General features: G+C 70.0%; 19 protein-coding genes, 1 tRNA gene and 1 riboswitch. Of the genes, 7 read left to right on the top strand and 13 right to left on the bottom strand.

From position 1 onward, the window contains the following. Window positions 1-72: 72 nt before the first annotated feature. The 3 genes from OHS81_RS23355 to OHS81_RS23345 form a co-directional block, all read right to left on the bottom strand. The gene (locus tag OHS81_RS23355) at window positions 73-393 is read right to left on the bottom strand and encodes a DMT family transporter (RefSeq protein ID WP_328386616.1); all 321 of its coding nucleotides are present in this window, start codon (window positions 391-393) and stop codon (window positions 73-75) included. Between the two features lie 33 nt (window positions 394-426). Continuing rightward, a riboswitch (guanidine-III (ykkC-III) riboswitch) is annotated at window positions 427-488 on the bottom strand. Window positions 489-631: 143 nt separating this feature from the next. Next, the gene (locus OHS81_RS23350) at window positions 632-934 is read right to left on the bottom strand and encodes a GroES family chaperonin (protein WP_048828920.1); all 303 of its coding nucleotides are present in this window, start codon (window positions 932-934) and stop codon (window positions 632-634) included. A gap of 112 nt (window positions 935-1,046) precedes the next feature. Then, the gene (locus OHS81_RS23345; RefSeq protein WP_088797836.1) at window positions 1,047-1,364 is read right to left on the bottom strand and encodes a DUF3618 domain-containing protein; all 318 of its coding nucleotides are present in this window, start codon (window positions 1,362-1,364) and stop codon (window positions 1,047-1,049) included. Between the two features lie 260 nt (window positions 1,365-1,624). Between OHS81_RS23345 and bcp the strand changes: the two genes are divergently transcribed. Next, the gene (gene bcp, locus OHS81_RS23340) at window positions 1,625-2,092 is read left to right on the top strand and encodes a thioredoxin-dependent thiol peroxidase (protein WP_328386615.1); all 468 of its coding nucleotides are present in this window, start codon (window positions 1,625-1,627) and stop codon (window positions 2,090-2,092) included. 31 nt (window positions 2,093-2,123) lie between these two features. On the opposite strand, the gene OHS81_RS23335 is transcribed toward bcp, so the two are convergent. Continuing rightward, entirely contained in the window at window positions 2,124-3,431 is a 1,308-nt protein-coding gene (locus OHS81_RS23335) for a sensor histidine kinase (RefSeq protein ID WP_328386614.1), read from the bottom strand. Beyond that, on the bottom strand, window positions 3,431-3,934 hold the full coding sequence (locus OHS81_RS23330; RefSeq protein WP_328386613.1) for a hypothetical protein: 504 nt from the start codon (window positions 3,932-3,934) through the stop codon (window positions 3,431-3,433). Before OHS81_RS23330 ends, OHS81_RS23335 begins: the two co-directional genes overlap by 1 nt. A gap of 342 nt (window positions 3,935-4,276) precedes the next feature. Here OHS81_RS23330 and OHS81_RS23325 point away from each other — a divergent pair, with 342 nt between their 5' ends. The 4 genes from OHS81_RS23325 (at window position 4,277) to OHS81_RS23310 (ending at window position 7,555) form a co-directional block, all read left to right on the top strand. Further along, window positions 4,277-5,815: an MFS transporter gene (locus OHS81_RS23325; protein WP_328386612.1), complete on the top strand. Its 1,539-nt coding sequence runs from the start codon at window positions 4,277-4,279 to the stop codon at window positions 5,813-5,815. A gap of 153 nt (window positions 5,816-5,968) precedes the next feature. Further along, entirely contained in the window at window positions 5,969-6,592 is a 624-nt protein-coding gene (locus OHS81_RS23320) for an HNH endonuclease (protein ID WP_328386611.1), read from the top strand. A gap of 10 nt (window positions 6,593-6,602) precedes the next feature. After that, window positions 6,603-7,469, top strand: a complete 867-nt coding sequence (locus OHS81_RS23315) for an HNH endonuclease (protein ID WP_328386610.1) — start codon at window positions 6,603-6,605, stop codon at window positions 7,467-7,469. A gap of 11 nt (window positions 7,470-7,480) precedes the next feature. Continuing rightward, window positions 7,481-7,555: transfer RNA gene (locus tag OHS81_RS23310), tRNA-Leu, on the top strand. Window positions 7,556-7,623: 68 nt separating this feature from the next. Here the strand turns inward: OHS81_RS23310 and rdgB are convergent. The 5 genes from rdgB to OHS81_RS23285 all read right to left on the bottom strand — a co-directional run bounded on the left by rdgB (window position 7,624) and on the right by OHS81_RS23285 (window position 10,320). Then, window positions 7,624-8,259, bottom strand: a complete 636-nt coding sequence (rdgB, locus tag OHS81_RS23305; RefSeq protein WP_328386609.1) for an RdgB/HAM1 family non-canonical purine NTP pyrophosphatase — start codon at window positions 8,257-8,259, stop codon at window positions 7,624-7,626. Window positions 8,260-8,268: 9 nt separating this feature from the next. Continuing rightward, on the bottom strand, window positions 8,269-8,676 hold the full coding sequence (locus tag OHS81_RS23300; RefSeq protein WP_328386608.1) for a hypothetical protein: 408 nt from the start codon (window positions 8,674-8,676) through the stop codon (window positions 8,269-8,271). A gap of 191 nt (window positions 8,677-8,867) precedes the next feature. Next, a complete protein-coding gene (locus OHS81_RS23295) occupies window positions 8,868-9,011 on the bottom strand; it encodes an SCO1431 family membrane protein (RefSeq protein ID WP_328386607.1) in 144 nt (47 codons plus the stop codon). 239 nt (window positions 9,012-9,250) lie between these two features. Further along, the gene (gene rph / locus OHS81_RS23290) at window positions 9,251-9,982 is read right to left on the bottom strand and encodes a ribonuclease PH (RefSeq protein WP_328386606.1); all 732 of its coding nucleotides are present in this window, start codon (window positions 9,980-9,982) and stop codon (window positions 9,251-9,253) included. Window positions 9,983-10,080: 98 nt separating this feature from the next. Next, window positions 10,081-10,320 (bottom strand): glucose PTS transporter subunit EIIB, encoded by a 240-nt coding sequence (locus tag OHS81_RS23285; protein ID WP_208683897.1) that lies wholly within the window; start codon window positions 10,318-10,320, stop codon window positions 10,081-10,083. Between the two features lie 215 nt (window positions 10,321-10,535). On the opposite strand from OHS81_RS23285, the gene OHS81_RS23280 reads away from it, so the two are divergent. Continuing rightward, entirely contained in the window at window positions 10,536-11,849 is a 1,314-nt protein-coding gene (locus tag OHS81_RS23280) for a PTS transporter subunit EIIC (protein ID WP_328386605.1), read from the top strand. A gap of 227 nt (window positions 11,850-12,076) precedes the next feature. Continuing rightward, the gene (locus OHS81_RS23275) at window positions 12,077-13,348 is read left to right on the top strand and encodes a PTS transporter subunit EIIC (protein WP_328386604.1); all 1,272 of its coding nucleotides are present in this window, start codon (window positions 12,077-12,079) and stop codon (window positions 13,346-13,348) included. A 98-nt stretch (window positions 13,349-13,446) separates the two neighbouring features. Here OHS81_RS23275 and OHS81_RS23270 read toward each other — a convergent pair whose 3' ends face one another. From OHS81_RS23270 to OHS81_RS23260, 3 genes are all read right to left on the bottom strand, one after another. Then, window positions 13,447-14,199 (bottom strand): MBL fold metallo-hydrolase, encoded by a 753-nt coding sequence (locus tag OHS81_RS23270; RefSeq protein WP_328386603.1) that lies wholly within the window; start codon window positions 14,197-14,199, stop codon window positions 13,447-13,449. Window positions 14,200-14,750: 551 nt separating this feature from the next. After that, window positions 14,751-15,701, bottom strand: a complete 951-nt coding sequence (locus OHS81_RS23265; protein ID WP_328386602.1) for a PLP-dependent cysteine synthase family protein — start codon at window positions 15,699-15,701, stop codon at window positions 14,751-14,753. Continuing rightward, the gene (locus tag OHS81_RS23260; protein ID WP_328386601.1) at window positions 15,701-15,979 is read right to left on the bottom strand and encodes a MoaD/ThiS family protein; all 279 of its coding nucleotides are present in this window, start codon (window positions 15,977-15,979) and stop codon (window positions 15,701-15,703) included. Before OHS81_RS23260 ends, OHS81_RS23265 begins: the two co-directional genes overlap by 1 nt. Window positions 15,980-16,005: the final 26 nt, after the last annotated feature.

The raw sequence follows: 16,005 nt of genomic DNA, 5'->3' as shown, positions 1-16,005 counted from the left end.
GCGGGGCAGGCGCGCGAGGGCGGGTAGGGGCCGCAGCGGGCAGGGGCGGCCCTGAGCGGAGGCGTACGCCCCTCAGTGCCCCGAGGTCGCCTTGAGCCCGACCACCGCCACCAGCAGCAGGCAGATGAAGAAGATCCGGGCCGCCGTGACCGGTTCGCCGAGCATCATCATGCCGACCACCGCCGCACCGGCCGCCCCGATGCCGACCCACACGCCGTAGGCGGTACCGATCGGCAGGCTCCGGGCCGCGTACGAGAGCAGGACCATGCTGGCGACGATGCCCGCGCCGGTGAACACACTGGGCCACAGCCGGGTGAATCCGTCCGTGAACTTCATCCCGACCGACCAGCCGACCTCCAGCAGTCCGGCGATCAGGAGCAGGATCCATGCCATGACGGGCACCTCCGCGACAAGAGCTTCACCAGGGGTGCGTCGTCTTGTCGTGACCCGGTACGGCGCGTCTCGTCGGGTGTGTCCCGAGGCTAGCAAAGGGCAGCGAAACGGGCGGTGACCACGGTCACCGCCCGTGGGGAGCGGACGGGGCCACAGGCGCCGCCGGGGCCACAGGTGCCGGCAGGGCGGCAGCCGCCGACGGGACGACAGGTACCGACGGCAAGAACGGCGGTCAGGCCTACAGGTACAGCCCGGTCGCGTCCTCCGCGCCCTCCAGCCGCTCCGCGGCCACCGCATGCAGATCGCGCTCGCGCATCAGCACATACGCCACCCCGCGCACCTCGACCTCGGCCCGGTCCTCCGGGTCGTACAGCACCCGGTCCCCCACCTCGACGGTCCGCACGTTCTGCCCGACCGCCACCACCTCGGCCCAGGCCAGGCGGCGGCCGACCGCCGCGGTCGCGGGAATGACGATGCCCCCGGACGAGCGGCGCTCGCCCTCGGGGATGTCCGTCCGGACCAGCACACGGTCGTGCAGCATCCGGATCGGCAGCTTGTCGTGGGTGTCCTTGGTGTTATTCGGGCTCACGGCATGACCGTACCTGCCCGGCGGCACCCGGCACGCACCACGGCCGCCCCCGGGAACAAGCCCCTCAGCGGCGCCGCCGGGCGCGCAGCGTCAGCAGACCGACCAGGGCCACGCCGACCATCGCCACCGGAACGATCCGCTCCAGCCGCGGCGCCCCGTCCTCCGACACCAACTGGGCCCGCACATCCGAGACCGCACGATTGGCGGCCACATACGCCCGCCCCGCCGTACGGTCCACGGCAGCCGCCGCCCTCGCCTTGGCATCGTCCATGATCGTCTTCGGGTGCAGCCGCACACCGATCTCGTCGAGCGTGACGGCGAGCTCCTGCCGCCTGCGGACGATGTCCGCCTCGATCTGCGCCGGGGTCCTGGCTTCCGCCACCGCGCTGCCTCCGTCGTCTCGCGCCGATGCGTACGGGGACCGGGCACGAGGCCCCGTACGGAACCGGCCACACAACTGACTGCCGATTCGTGATGGACAGTCTGTCAGCTCACGCCCCCCTGCGCCCCACAGCACCCCCGTTTCGCCCCCCTGAGGCGCCCCGGGACGCCCCCGCCGCCCCTCTGCGCCCCGGCTGGCTAATGTCGGGGGCGTACGGACCCACGCTTCGGGGCCGCTACGGACCCACACCAAGGAGAGTCATGAGCGAGCGACTGCAGCCGGGCGACACCGCCCCGGCCTTCACCCTGCCCGACGCGGACGGCAAGCAGGTCTCGCTCGCCGGCCACCGGGGCCGCAAGGTCATCGTCTACTTCTACCCGGCCGCCCTGACCCCCGGCTGCACCAAGCAGGCCTGCGACTTCACCGACAACCTCGACTTCCTCGCCGGCCACGGCTACGACGTCATCGGCATCTCCCCCGACAAGCCCGAAAAGCTCGCCAAGTTCCGGGAGAAGGAAGACCTGAAGGTCACCCTCCTCGGCGACCCCGACAAGACGGTCCTGGAGGCGTACGGCGCCTTCGGCGAGAAGAAGCTCTACGGCAAGACCGTCACCGGCGTCATCCGCTCCACCGTCATCCTCGACGAGGAGGGCACGGTCGAGCGCGCCCTCTACAACGTCAAGGCCACCGGCCATGTCGCCAAGATCATCAAGGATCTGGGGCTGTAGCCGCAGGCGAGGGCAACCCCGGGACCCCGCGTCAGGGTGACCCGGAGCAGGAGCCGTTGTCGGTTCCGGCGAGGGGAACACCGGTCCCCGGCGCCGGCGCCGCATGGTCCGGCAGTTCCAGCACGGCCTCGGCGCCGCCGTCCGCGGCGGCGCCGAAGTCCAGCCGCGCCCCCAGCACCTCCGCCTGCCCGGCCGCGATCGTCAGCCCCAGACCGTGCCCGGTCCCCCGCTCCGGCGCCGCCGTACGGAACCGCCGCGGCCCCTCCGCACACAGCTCCGCCGGATAGCCCGGACCGTGATCGCGCACCACGATCCGCGACCCCGCCACCACCACCTCGATCGGCGGCTTGCCGTGCTTGGCCGCGTTCGCCAGCAGGTTCACCAGCACCCGCTCCACCCGCCGCCGGTCCGTCTCCACGATCCGCGGCTCCCCCTCCACGGACACCGACACCTCGTCCACCCCGCGCTGGCGCGCCGCCCGCCGCACGATCCCGCGCACCAGCGACGGCAGCTCACAGGCGTCCAGGTCCGCCCGCTCCACCCCCGCGTCCAGCCGCGAGACCTCCAGCAGGTCCTCCACCAGCCGCCGCATCGCCTGCGCCCGGTCCCGCACCAGCTCCACCGCCCGCGGCTGCGGCAACAGCTCGGCGGCCGCGACCAGACCGGCCACCGGCGTCCGCAGCTCATGCGCCACATCCGCGGTGAACTCGCGCTCCGCCTGCGCCTGGGCCGCCAGCGACGTCGCCATGTGATGCACGCTCCGGCCCAACTCGGCCACCTCGTCGCGGCCGTTGCTCGCCAGCGCGTCCGCGTCCGGCGCCTCCCCCGCCGCGATCCGCCGCGCCGCGGCGGCGCTCAGCCGCAGCCGCCGCGACAGCCGCTGCGCCACGAACCACGACACCACCGCCATCAGCACGACCGTGCCGCACCCCGCGATCAGCAGCGCCCGGTCCAGCGCCAGCTGCGACGGATCGTCGTGCGGATAGGCCGCGGACACCGACAGCGTCCGTGTCGGAGCGCCCTCGCCGGAGCCCCCGACCCCGGTCGCCGCCCACACCCGGGGGTCCTCACCACCGCTGATGTACGTCCCCGACCGGTTCTTGAAGACCGCGTCCCGCAACGGCGACGGCAGGGTCGCATCGTCCACCTGCGCCCCCAGCGCCCGCGTGCCGTCCCGCTCGTAGATCTGCAGCGCCGAACTCAGCCGGTCGTCCTGATAGGCCCGCGCCGCCCGCTCCCGCTCGTCGTCCGCTATGTGGTGGACGGAAAAACCGAGCACCACCACGGCCAGCGCCGTCATTCCTGAAATGGCCAGGGCGATCCGGCCTCGAATGCCCATCACGCGAGGTTGTACATCTCCGTCGTGTCACCGAGCGGCGTCGAGCCCTCGTACCGCACTTCGAGACCGGTGAACACCAGCCCCCCGTCGACCGCCTTCGGGGCGAACAGCCGGAAGGTCGCCGGGAAGCCGGAATCCGCACCGCCCCCCGTGGTCTTCTCCACCTGCACCGTGCCGGCGCCGAACGCCTCCCGGGCACCGTAATACTTCCACGTGATCCCGGTCGCCACCGTCCCCGCGTCCCGGCAGGCCAGCGTGATGACATGCGGTTTGGACACCGGCGTGCCGAAGCCGCAGTCCCGCACCCCCGGCAGGCCGGAGGGCGGCTTGCCGTCCTCCTTCACGTCCTGCACCGCCGCCGTCTTCGGCGCGGCGTCCACCGCCGATGCACGGTCCGACGCCTGGCCGAACCACACCCCGCCGGCCGCCAGCACCGTCACCGCGGCGAAGGCCGCCAGCGCGGTACGCACCCGAAGCCGGCGAGACCTCTCGCGGTCGGTCATCACGTTCTCCTCCCGGGGACCACGCCCCGTACCCCCACCCGGCACACAAGAATGCCGTGCCCGGCGCTCCACTCTGCCGCCCCCCGGACACAGGCTGATTGCCCGGATGCTGCGGTGACCACTCGGCTGTGTACCAGTCCTGTAACAAGCCCTGTCGCACCCCTGGCGCGGCCCCCGCCCCGCCCCTGCCGGAAGCCGCCCCACGCACCGGACGGACCGGCCCCGCGTGACGAATCTCGCTTCGTCCCTCCGGAGTGGTTTGGATCGGCGCTCGGCTGCGCAGGCGCACCTGTCGTATCCCCGCCCGCGCACCACGCGCTGACCGACCGAGAGGACCGCCTCGTGCCGACCGGCAGCACCGAAGCCGACCCCGCGCCCGACCAGGACCGGGATGCGCGCAAGCGCCACCGGGTGCTCTTCCGTGCCGTCGCCCGGCGCAAGAACCCCCGACTGCGGCGCACCGACATCACCGTCACCGACGAGCGCGTGGTCAAGCGTGCCGTGAAGGCCGCCGCGCTCGGCAACGCCATGGAATGGTTCGACTTCGGGATCTACAGCTACCTCGCGGTCATCATCGGCAACGTCTTCTTCCCCGGCGGCAGCGACACCACCAAGCTGCTGTCGTCGTTCGCGACCTTCGCGGTGGCGTTCCTCGTACGTCCCCTGGGCGGCGCCTACTTCGGCCCGCTCGGCGACCGTATCGGCCGCAAGAAGGTCCTCGCCTTCACCATGATCATGATGGCGCTGGGCACCTTCTGCATCGGCCTGATCCCGTCCTACGCCACCATCGGCTTCTGGTCCCCGTTCCTGCTCATCCTCTTCCGCCTCATCCAGGGCTTCTCCACCGGTGGCGAGTACGGCGGCGCCTCCACCTTCATCGCCGAGTACGCCCCCGACAAGAAGCGCGGTTACTACGGCAGCTTCCTGGAGATGGGCACCCTGATCGGGTACACCGGCGCCGCCGGCATCGTGCTGGTGCTCAACACCACCGTGGGCGACGACGCGATGAACAGCTGGGGCTGGCGCCTGCCGTTCCTGATCGCCGGCCCCCTCGGCCTGGTGGGTCTCTACCTCCGGGTCAAGCTCGACGAGACCCCCGCCTTCCAGAAGTTCGAGGCCGCCCACAGCCACAGCGCCACCGGCTCCGCCGTCGAGGCCGAGGCAGAGTTCTCGCACCTGTCCGAGAACGCCCCCAAGAAGAAGATCGGCGAGATTTTCGCCCAGCAGTGGCCCACCCTCATCCTGTGCATCGCCCTGGTCGGCGCGTACAACATCACCGACTACATGCTGCTGTCGTACATGCCGACCTACCTGACGGACACCCTCCACTACGAGGAGTCCCACGGCCTGCTGATCCTTCTCGGCACCATGGTCGCCCTGATGTGCGTCATCAGCACCGTCGGCAAACTGAACGACCGCTACGGCCGCAAGCCCCTCCTGATGACCGGCATGCTCGGCTTCTTCATCACCGCCATCCCCGCCTTCCTCCTGGTCAACCAGGGCAGCCTCGGCGCGGTCATCGGCGGCATGGCCCTCCTCGGCATCTCCCTGGTCTGCCTGCTGGGCACCATGTCCGCCGCCCTCCCCGCCCTCTTCCCCACCAACGTCCGCTACGGCTCCCTCTCCATCGGCTACAACCTGGCCGTCTCCCTCTTCGGCGGCACCACCCCCCTGGTGATCACCGCCCTGATGGGCGCCTTCCACGGCAACGTGATGGTCCCCGCCTACTACACGATGGTCGCCGCCCTCGTCGGCGTCATCGCCGTGGCCTGCATGAAGGAAACCGCCCAGCAGCCCCTCGACGGCTCCCCGCCCTCCGTCGCCACCAAGAAGGAAGCCGTCGAACTCATCGAGGCCCAGACACCGGAACCGCGCTTCTGAGCCATCGCGACAGCACCGACGGGCCCTCGGGGAACCTCCCCGAGGGCCCGTCCGCCTTTCCACCCCCTCCGCCGTAACCGACTCCGCGTTCGATCGTTGTTCTGTTCGAGAGGGCGCACGGGGAGGGGCCTGGGCGCGGGACGGGGGGAAAGCATGCCGGTCAAGTACACGCCCGAAGGGCTCGCGGAGGCCGCGCGCGCGTCATCATCGTTCGACGACGCCGTGCGATGGTTCGGCGGGACACCGACGCCGGGCAGCAGACGCTACCTGCGCGCAAGGATGCGGGAAGCAGGCGTCGACACCACACACTTCGCAGCCCCCGGCGTACGGCACACCGAGGCCAGACTTCGCGAGCTGACGGCCTGCTCGCACAGCATTGCCGAGGTCGTACGCCGCCTCGGCATCAGCCCGGTCGGCGGAAATCAGGCACACATCAGCCGGCGCATCGCTGAACTGGGCATCGACACCTCGCATTTCACCGCCCCGCCCCGCGAACGCACCAAGGTCGTCAAGCGCGATCGTCTGGTACTGGGCTCGCCGGCCGACGGCCGCACCGCGGGTGAACGCCTCCGCAAGGAGTTGCTGTGCCAGGGGGTTCCGGAGCGGTGTGTCATGTGCGGCACGGATGCGCAGTGGAACGGCAAGCCGTTGCGCCTGGAAGTCGATCACCTCAACGGTGACTGGTGGGACAACCGCCCGGCCAACTTGCGCTTGCTGTGCCCCAACTGCCATACGGTGACCGACACGTATCGCGGCCGCAAGCCGCGGCGGAAGTGACGGCCCGCCCATGGCCCGGCGCATCGCCTACACCCGCGACGTGCTGACCCGCACGGCCGCCGTCTCCACCAGCCTGATTGACATGCTGCGTCGGCTCGGGGCGCCCTTGGGCAGCGGTCCGCGCAGATACCTACGCGACCGGCTGCAGCACTATGGCATCGACACCGCGCACTTCGTCGACGAGCCGCTCCCCCGCCGTCGACACCGTTCGTACACCGAGGCGCTGCTCAAAGAAGCCGCCGCGCAATCCCACAGCATCCGGGAAATGATGGAGTACATGGGGGTGCCGCCGTACGACAGCGCGTACACCCACCTCCGCAGGAAGCTGGATCGATTCGGCATCGAAACCTCCCACTTCACCCCTCGCGGGCTTGGCTCCTCCCTGCTTCCACGCGGAGACCTGGAAAGCGCCGTGGCCTCCTCACAGAGTCTCGCCGGAGTCCTCGCCCGCCTCGCCCGGACCGACAACGGCACATCGCGAAGAGCACTGAAACGCAGCATCGAGGCATACGGTCTGTCGACCGAGCACTTCACCGGTCAGGGCCACCGACGAGGGCTCCCTTCCCCGGCCCGCAAGTCCGCCGACACCATCCTGCGGCGAAGCGAGCCTGGTTCCCGACGCGAGAAGACGACGTTCTTACGCCGCGCCCTCGAGGAGAAGAACGTTCCCCGGCAGTGCGCGGAGTGCGGTCTCGGGGACACCTGGCAGGGCAAGCGGCTCGTCCTGGAGGTCGACCACATCAACGGTGACCGGCTGGACAACCGTCTGGAGAACCTTCGCTATTTGTGTCCCTCGTGCCACAGCCAGACCAGGACCTTTTCCTCCCGGTCGGCGCACTCGGCCATCCCCGTACAGCCGCGCGCCCGGGCACAGTAAGGTAGGCGCGCGGGCCCGTACCCCAGCTGGCCAGAGGGCGCCGGTTTAGGTCCGGTGTGTCGTGGGTTCGAGTCCCACCGGGCCCACTTACGCGTACAGCCTCCCCGTCGTGAGACGGGGAGGCTGTTTTCGTACCTATGGGCCGGCTGTCGCCTCAGCCCAGCAACTCCCGCACCACCGGTGTCAGCGCGCGGAACGCCTGGCCTCGGTGGCTGATCGCGTTCTTCTCGGCGGGGGGCAGTTCGGCGCAGGTACGGGTGTGGCCGAGGGGCTGGAGGATGGGGTCGTAGCCGAAGCCGCCGGTGCCGGAAGGGGTGTGGCGGAGGGTGCCTTCGAGCCTGCCCTCGACGACGCGCTCGGTGCCGTCGGGGAGGGCGAGGGCCGCGGCGCAGAAGAAGTGGGCGGCGCGGTGTTCGTCGGCGATGTCGGACAGCTGGGCGAGGAGCAGGGTGAGGTTGGCCTGATCGTCGCCGTGGGTGCCCGACCAGCGCGCGGAGAAGATGCCCGGGGCGCCGCCGAGGACGTCGACGCAGAGGCCGGAGTCGTCGGCGACGGCGGGGTGGCCGGTGGCCTCGGCAAGGGCATGAGCCTTGAGGAGGGCGTTCTCGGCGAAGGTGACGCCGGTTTCCTTGACGTCGGGGATCTCGGGATAGGCGTCGGCGCCGACAAGGTCCACATCGAGGTCGGCGGTCTCCAGGATGGCCCGGAGTTCGGTGACCTTGCCGGCGTTGCGGGTGGCGAGGATGAGGCGACGGGGGGCTGCGGAGTGTCCACCGGTGTGAGGCTGCATGGGCAGCGATTATCCCGGTGTGCAGATCCTCGTCATGTCATGGGCCCCGTCGACGATCGGCTGTATGTCCGGGGCCTTGTTGTGGTCGAGGTCCTTGCGGGCGGCCTTGATGCCGTTGTTCGTCTTGTCGACGGCCTTGGACAGCTCGGGGTCGTTCGCTTCCTTGCTCAGCTTCCGCAGGTTGGTGTCGATGTTGTCGAGGGCCTGCTGAGCCTTCTGCGGGTCGGTGAGGGAGTTGTCCGCGGCCTGCTGGAGCTTGTCGACGGCATTGACGACGGAGGTGGCGGTCTTGGCGCAGTCCATGGCCTTCTGGACCGCCCCGCAGGCGGAGAGCAGCGGTATCGCGAGGGTCGCGGCGACTAACGCGGCGCATGCGGTGGTGGCGGGGCGACGGTGCCGGCGGGTGCGCGGGGCCATGGTGCGGTTCCTTCCCTCGGGTCATGCTCGGGCAAAGGAAGAAACGCGGGGCGGGGCCGTTTGGTTGCCCGGACACCGGCGCCGGGGCCAGGACCGGACACCGGGACGGGAAGCGGGGCCGGGCACGGGACGGGAAGCGGGGCCGGACGCGGGACGGAAAGCAGGGCCGGACCCGGGAGCCGTCCCGGCCGTCAGACGAGGCCGGTCTGGGTGAGCAGCATGGCGAGGACGACGACGAGGGTCCAGCCGAGGATGTGCTCCAGGAGCCGGGAGTCGTCCTGCGGCCCGCCGGTGCGGGCGCGGACGCGGGGCGCGGTCGCGGCAGTTGTGGACATGGACCCACCATGCGACGGCCGCGGGGGCCTTTTCCAGAGAGGGACGTCCCATGAGAAAAGCCTCACAGGGGGAGGGTGCGGGGCCTCCCCCTGTGGCGCGGTGGTTCACACGGCGGGCCGCTCACGCGGTGGTCCGCTCACACGGCGGGCCGCTCACACGGCGGGCCGCTCACACGGCGGGCCGCTCACGCGGTGGTCCGCTCAGGCGGTGGGCCGCCTACGCGGTGGGCCGCTCCCCCTCAGAGCGTGCGGGCCAGCGCCGCCCGCTGGACCTCGTCGAGTTCGGCGCAGCCGGCGACGGCGAGGTCGAGGAGGGAGTTGAGTTCTTCGCGGGCGAAGGGCTCGGCTTCGGCGGTGCCCTGGACCTCGACGAAGCGGCCGTCGCCGGTGCAGACCACGTTCATGTCGGTGTCGGCGCGGACGTCCTCCTCGTAGCAGAGGTCGAGGAGGGGGGTGCCGCCGACGATGCCGACGCTGACGGCGGAGACGGTGCCGGTCAGCGGCTTGCGGCCGTGCTTGATGAGCTTCTTGCCCTGGGCCCAGGTGACGGCGTCGGCGAGGGCGACATAGGCGCCGGTGATGGCGGCGGTGCGGGTGCCGCCGTCGGCCTGGAGGACGTCGCAGTCCAGGACGATGGTGTTCTCGCCGAGGGCCTTGTAGTCGATGACGGCGCGCAGTGAGCGGCCGATGAGGCGGCTGATTTCGTGGGTGCGGCCGCCGATCTTGCCGCGTACGGATTCGCGGTCGCCGCGGGTGTTGGTGGAGCGGGGCAGCATCGAGTACTCGGCGGTGACCCAGCCCTCGCCGGTGCCCTTGCGCCAACGCGGTACGCCCTCGGTGACGGAGGCGGTGCAGAAGACTTTGGTGTCGCCGAAGGAGATGAGGACGGAGCCTTCGGCGTGCTTGCTCCAGCCGCGTTCGATGGTGACCGGGCGGAGCTGTTCGGGAGTGCGGCCGTCGATGCGAGACATGGCGTAGACCCTATCGGGAATGGCGAGGGCCCCACTCCGGGGCGGTGGATCGTCCGGGGCGGGGCCGTCGGGAGCGGCCTGGCGGCCGGCTCGTCAACTCACATCATGTCTTCGATCTCGGCGGCGATGGGGTCGGCGTCGGTGCCGATGACGACCTGGATCGCGGTGCCCATCTTGACGACGCCGTGGGCGCCGGCGGCCTTGAGGGCGGCCTCGTCGACGAGGGAGGAGTCGACGACCTCGGTGCGGAGGCGGGTGATGCAGCCCTCGACCTCTTCGATGTTGTCGAGTCCGCCGAGCCCGGCGACGATCTTCTCAGCCTTGCTGGCCATGTCCACTCCTGCTTGTCTCGGCCGCCGGCGGTTCCGCCGTGCGGTTTTCACACCGTAACGCACGTTCAGCCCAACAATATGGGCGTTTGTCCGCGGTCTCGCGAAGGATGGCGATCATCGGAGTGCGCACCGGAACGGTCCGCACCACGAGTGGTCTACACCACCAGTATGCGGCAAGCACGAGGCCGGTTGCCGACGGGCCGACTGCCGGGAGGACACGGATGAGTTCGGACGCAGCGGCGGCGGCACCGGGGAAGGACTGGGCGCAGAATCTCTTCCAGGGTCTGCAGAAGATGGGGCGCAGTCTGCAGTTGCCGATTGCCGTCCTGCCCGCTGCGGGAATTCTCAACCGTCTCGGCCAGCCGGATGTGTTCGGCGCGGACGGGCTGGGCTGGGACGCCGTCGGCAAGGTGTTCGCGGCCGCGGGCGGTGCGCTGCTGGATTCGGGGCTCGGGTTGCCGCTGCTGTTCTGCATCGGTGTGGCGATCGGCATGGCCAAGAAGGCGGACGGTTCGACGGCGCTGGCCGCGGTGACCGGGTTCCTCGTCTACTTCTCGGTCATGCATGCGTTCCCGGCGGGCTGCGCCGCGGGCCAGACGTACACCCAGGCGGGCCTGTGGAGCGGGGTGTGCGTGGACCGGAAGCTGACGGTGACGCAGGCGTCCTTCCAGAATCCGGGGGTGTTCGGCGGCATCGTCATGGGGTTTCTGTCCGCCTGGCTGTGGCAGCGCTTTCACCGGGTCAGGCTGGTGGACTGGCTGGGGTTCTTCAACGGCCGCCGGCTGGTCCCGATCATCATGGCCTTCGTGGGCCTGGTGTTCGCGGTGCTGTGCCTGTTCGTCTGGCAGCCCATCGGTGATGCGCTGACGAGCTTCAGCGAATGGCTGACGGGGCTGGGGGCGTGGGGTGCGGGGATCTTCGGTGTCGCCAACCGTGCGCTGCTGGTGATCGGCCTGCACCAGTTCCTGAACACCTTTGTCTGGTTCCAGTTCGGCAGTTTCACCAAGCCGGACGGCACGGTCGTGCACGGTGACATCAACCGGTTCCTGGCGGGCGATCCGACGGCGGGGCAGTTCACCACGGGGTTCTTCCCGATCATGATGTTCGCACTGCCGGCCGCGGCGCTGGCGATCGCGCACTGCGCCAAGCCCCATCGCCGCAAGGAGATCACGGGCATGATGCTGTCGGTCGGCCTGACGTCGTTCGTCACGGGCGTGACCGAGCCGATCGAGTACTCCTTCCTCTTCGTGGCGCCGGTGCTGTACGCGATCCATGCCGTGCTGACGGGTGTGTCGATGGCGGTGAGCTGGGCGCTGGGGGTGCACGACAGCTTCAGCTTCTCGGCGGGCCTGATCGACTACGTCATCAACTGGGGTCTGGCGACCAAGCCCTGGCTGATCATTCCCATCGGACTGTGCTTCGCGGTGGTCTACTACGCCCTCTTCCGTTTCGTGATCACGAAATTCCATCTGTCGACGCCCGGCCGGGAGCCGGATGAGGTGGGGGACGCCATGGAGCGGGAGAACGTGAAGTAGGAGGACGGGCAGGGGCGGAGCGAGGCAGGGCAGGCGCGGAAAGCGCCTGCCTTTTCCGCTGCCCGGGGGCCGGTGGCCATGTGGTCCACACCACTTGGAAGAATGGATTCCTTTATGTCAGGTCTACGTGCTAAGAATGGTCTAAACCACTAGTGGTGTAGACCAAGGTGTAGACCAAACGCGGGCCGTCCCCCCTTTTGAGTGCCCGCCTCACCAGGAGGAATCCGATGAGTTCGGCCACCGCCACGGCGGCCCCCGAGAAGAAGGGCCGCGGCTCCGGCGCCATGGCCGTGGCCCAGCGCATCGGCCGCAGTCTCATGCTGCCGATCGCCACGCTGCCCGCCGCCGCGCTGATGGTGCGGCTCGGCCAGCCGGACATGCTCGGCCGGGATTCACTCCCCGCCTTCCTGAACAAGATCGCCGAGTTCATGGCGGCCGGTGGCGGCGCGCTGCTCGACAACATGCCGCTGCTCTTCGCGGTGGGCATCGCGATCGGCTTCGCCAAGAAGTCCGACGGCTCCACCGGTCTGGCCGCGGTCGTCGGCTACCTGGTGTTCAAACAGGTACTGGGCACCTTCAAGGACACCAACCTGCCCAAGATCCAGGACGTCGTCGACGGCAAGGTGGCCAACGTCGCCCCGCCGGTGGACGCGGGCGTGCTGGGCGGCGTCGTGATGGGCATCGTGGTCGCACTGCTCTACCAGCGCTACAGCCGCAAGAAGCTGCCCGACTGGCTCGGCTTCTTCGGCGGGCGCCGTCTGGTGCCGATCCTCTCCGCCTTCGCCGGCCTCGTCATCGGCATCGTCTTCGGCTACATCTGGCCCGTTCTCGGGGCCGGGCTGCACAGCTTCGGCGCCTGGCTCGTCGGCTCTGGTGCGGTGGGCGCCGGAATATTCGGTGTCGTCAACCGTGCGCTGATCCCGGTCGGCATGCACCACCTGCTGAACTCCTTCCCGTGGTTCCAGGCCGGTGACTACCAGGGCAAGCACGGCGACATCGCCCGCTTCCTGGCCCACGACCCCACGGCCGGACAGTTCATGACCGGTTTCTTCCCGATCATGATGTTCGCCCTCCCGGCCGCCTGCCTGGCGATCGTGCACTGTGCGCGGCCCGAGCGCCGCAAGGTCGTCGGCGGCATGATGTTCTCCATCGCGCTGACCGCCTTCATCACCGGCGTCACCGAGCCGATCGAGTTCACCTTCATGTTCATCGCCCCGGTGCTGTACGCCATCCACGCGGTACTGACCGGTGTCTCGATGGCGCTGACCTGGGCGCTGGGAATGAAGGACGGCTTCGGCTTCTCGGCCGGCGCGATCGACTTCGGACTGAACCTCGGCATCGCCACCAAGCCGTGGCTGCTCGCCCTCACCGGGCTGGTCTTCGCGGCGCTGTACTACACCGTATTCCGGTTCGCGATCGTCAAGTTCAACCTCCCGACCCCGGGACGCGAGCCCGAAGAGGAGATCGCCGCGGAGGACAAGGCCCAGTACAAGGCCTGATCCGCCACCGCGCGACGGCGGTCGAGAACACGGCGAAGGCCCCCGGAATCCCTACGGTTCCGGGGGCCTTCGCCGTACGGGCGGGGCGCACCCGCGGCTCAGATCTCGTACGCCGCGCCCGCCTTGGCGACCTCGACCGGTCCGTCGTAGGACTTCTGGGCGTCGCGGATGCTGAGGGCCGGGTCGGTCCACGGCGGGATGTGGGTCAGCACCAGCCGGCCCGCGCCGGCCCGCTGGGCGACCTCGCCGGCTTCCCGGCCGTTGAGATGCAGATCCGGGATGTCTTCCTTGCCGTAGGTGAAGGACGCCTCGCACAGGAAGAAGTCGGCGCCCTCGGCAAGGCTCTCCAGCGCGTCGCACGGGCCGGTGTCCCCGGAGTACGTCAGGGACCGGCCGCCGTGTTCGATACGGAAGGCGAAGGACTCCACCGGGTGGCTGACCCGCTCCGTGCGGATCGTGAACGGCCCGATGGTGAAGGTGCCCGGGGTCAGGGTGCGGAAGTCGAAGACCTCGCTCATGGCGCCGTCGTACGGCAGATCGGCGTGCGCGACGGTCAGCCGGCGCTCGGTGCCGGCCGGCCCGTAGACCGGCATCGGCGCGCAACGTCCGCCGTCCGGACGGTAGTAGCGCACCACGAAGTAGCCGCACAGGTCGATGCAGTGATCGGCATGCAGATGCGACAGGAGTACGGCATCCAGGTCATAGAGGCCGATGTGGCGCTGCAGCTCGCCCAGGGCGCCGTTGCCCATGTCGAGGAGCAGCCTGAAGCCGTCGGCCTCCAGGAGGTAGCTCGAACAGGCCGATTCCACGGAAGGGAACGACCCCGAGCATCCGACGACGGTGAGCTTCATAGCGGGCGTGAACCTCCGTGGGCGGGGGCGGCGGTATAGCGGTCTTCCCTGCTCGAACACCTAAGGGCTCGGGGAAGGGTCCATGCCGGGATTCCCGGCGGGTCCTTGCCGGGTGATGCCGGGTCCTCGGCGGTCGGTGCGGTGCCCCCGAGCGTAAGGCGCAAAGGGGCCTGTGGCTCCTCCGGCGGGGCGAGCTGTGGGCGGAATCACCAGTCTGGGCTGTCGCCCCGTACGCCCGTACGCCCCTGCGCCCGTACACCCCGGCCGGTACCGCCTGGTGTTCCGCCGGGCCCCCGGTCGCGGGGGGCCGATGCGCCGCAACGAGGTGAATGCGTACCGAGGGGCGCCCGGCCCCCGCCTACGCGCCCCCGGGAGATCGTGCGGCGCGCCGGGAAAACCCTGCCGCCGAGCCCCCGGGAGAAAGCTCCGCCGCCGCGGCAGGGAACCACGACGGCGGATACGTACCGGACACGGCGCGCACCGCACGCACGGCCCGCTCCACCGGCTCCACCGGCTCCTCCGGCTGATCCGGCTGATCCGCCGGCGGGCGGCTACGCCCAGAGCTGGCCGTGCAGCGTTTCGATCGCCGCTTCCGTGGACTCGGCGGTGTAGACGCCGGTGGAGAGGTACTTCCAGCCGCCGTCGGCGACGACGAAGACGATGTCGGCGCTCTCCCCCGCCTTGACGGCCTTCGTGCCGACGCCGATCGCCGCGTGCAGCGCCGCGCCGGTGGAGATGCCCGCGAAAATGCCCTCCTCGGCGAGGAGTTCACGGGTGCGGCGGACCGCGTCCCGGGAGCCCACCGAGAAGCGGGTGGTGAGCACGGACTCGTCGTAGAGCTCGGGGATGAAGCCCTCGTCGAGGTTGCGCAGACCGTAGACGACGTCGTCGTAGCGCGGCTCGGCGGCGACGATCCGGACGCCGGGAACGTGCTCGCGCAGGAAGCGGCCGACGCCCATGAGCGTGCCGGTGGTGCCCAGACCGGCCACGAAATGGGTCACGGAGGGGAGGTCGGCGAGGATCTCGGGGCCGGTGGTGGCGTAGTGCGCACCGGCGTTGTCGGGGTTCCCGTACTGGTAGAGCATCACCCAGTCGGGGTGTTCGGCGGACAGCTCCTTGGCCACCCGGACGGCCGTGTTGGAGCCGCCCGCCGCGGGTGAGGAGATGATCTCGGCGCCCCACATGGCAAGCAGCTCGCGCCGCTCGGAGGAGGTGTTCTCCGGCATGACGCACACGATGCGGTAGCCCTTGAGCTTGGCCGCCATGGCGAGCGAGATGCCGGTGTTGCCGCTGGTGGGCTCGAGGATGGTGCAGCCGGGCGTGAGCCGGCCGTCCTTCTCGGCCTGTTCGATCATGTGCAGCGCAGGCCGGTCCTTGACCGAGCCCGTGGGGTTGCGGTCCTCCAGCTTCGCCCAGATGCGGACGTCGTCGGAGGGTGACAGGCGCGGGAGGCGGACGAGAGGGGTGTTCCCGACCGCCGCCAGCGGGGAGTCGTACCGCATCAGCGCATGCCGCCGGCCACCGCCGGGAGGATCGTCACGCTGTCGCCGTCGGCGAGCTTGGTGGAGATGCCTTCCAGGAAGCGGACGTCCTCGTCGTTGAGGTAGACGTTCACGAAGCGGCGCAGCTGCTCGCCGTCGACCAGGCGCTCGCGGATGCCGGTGTGCCGGCTCTCCAGGTCGGCGAAGAGGTCGGCAAGGGTCTCTCCGCTGCCCTCGACGGCCTTCTCGCCGTCGGTGTAGGTGCGCAGGATGGTGGGGATTCGGACCTCGATGGCCATGGGAGTGCTCCTGTCCAGATGCGGTG

The sequence above is a fragment of the Streptomyces sp. NBC_00400 genome (assembly GCF_036048035.1).
Classification (GTDB): domain Bacteria; phylum Actinomycetota; class Actinomycetes; order Streptomycetales; family Streptomycetaceae; genus Streptomyces.
This window is presented reverse-complemented; position numbering and strand designations above follow the sequence as displayed.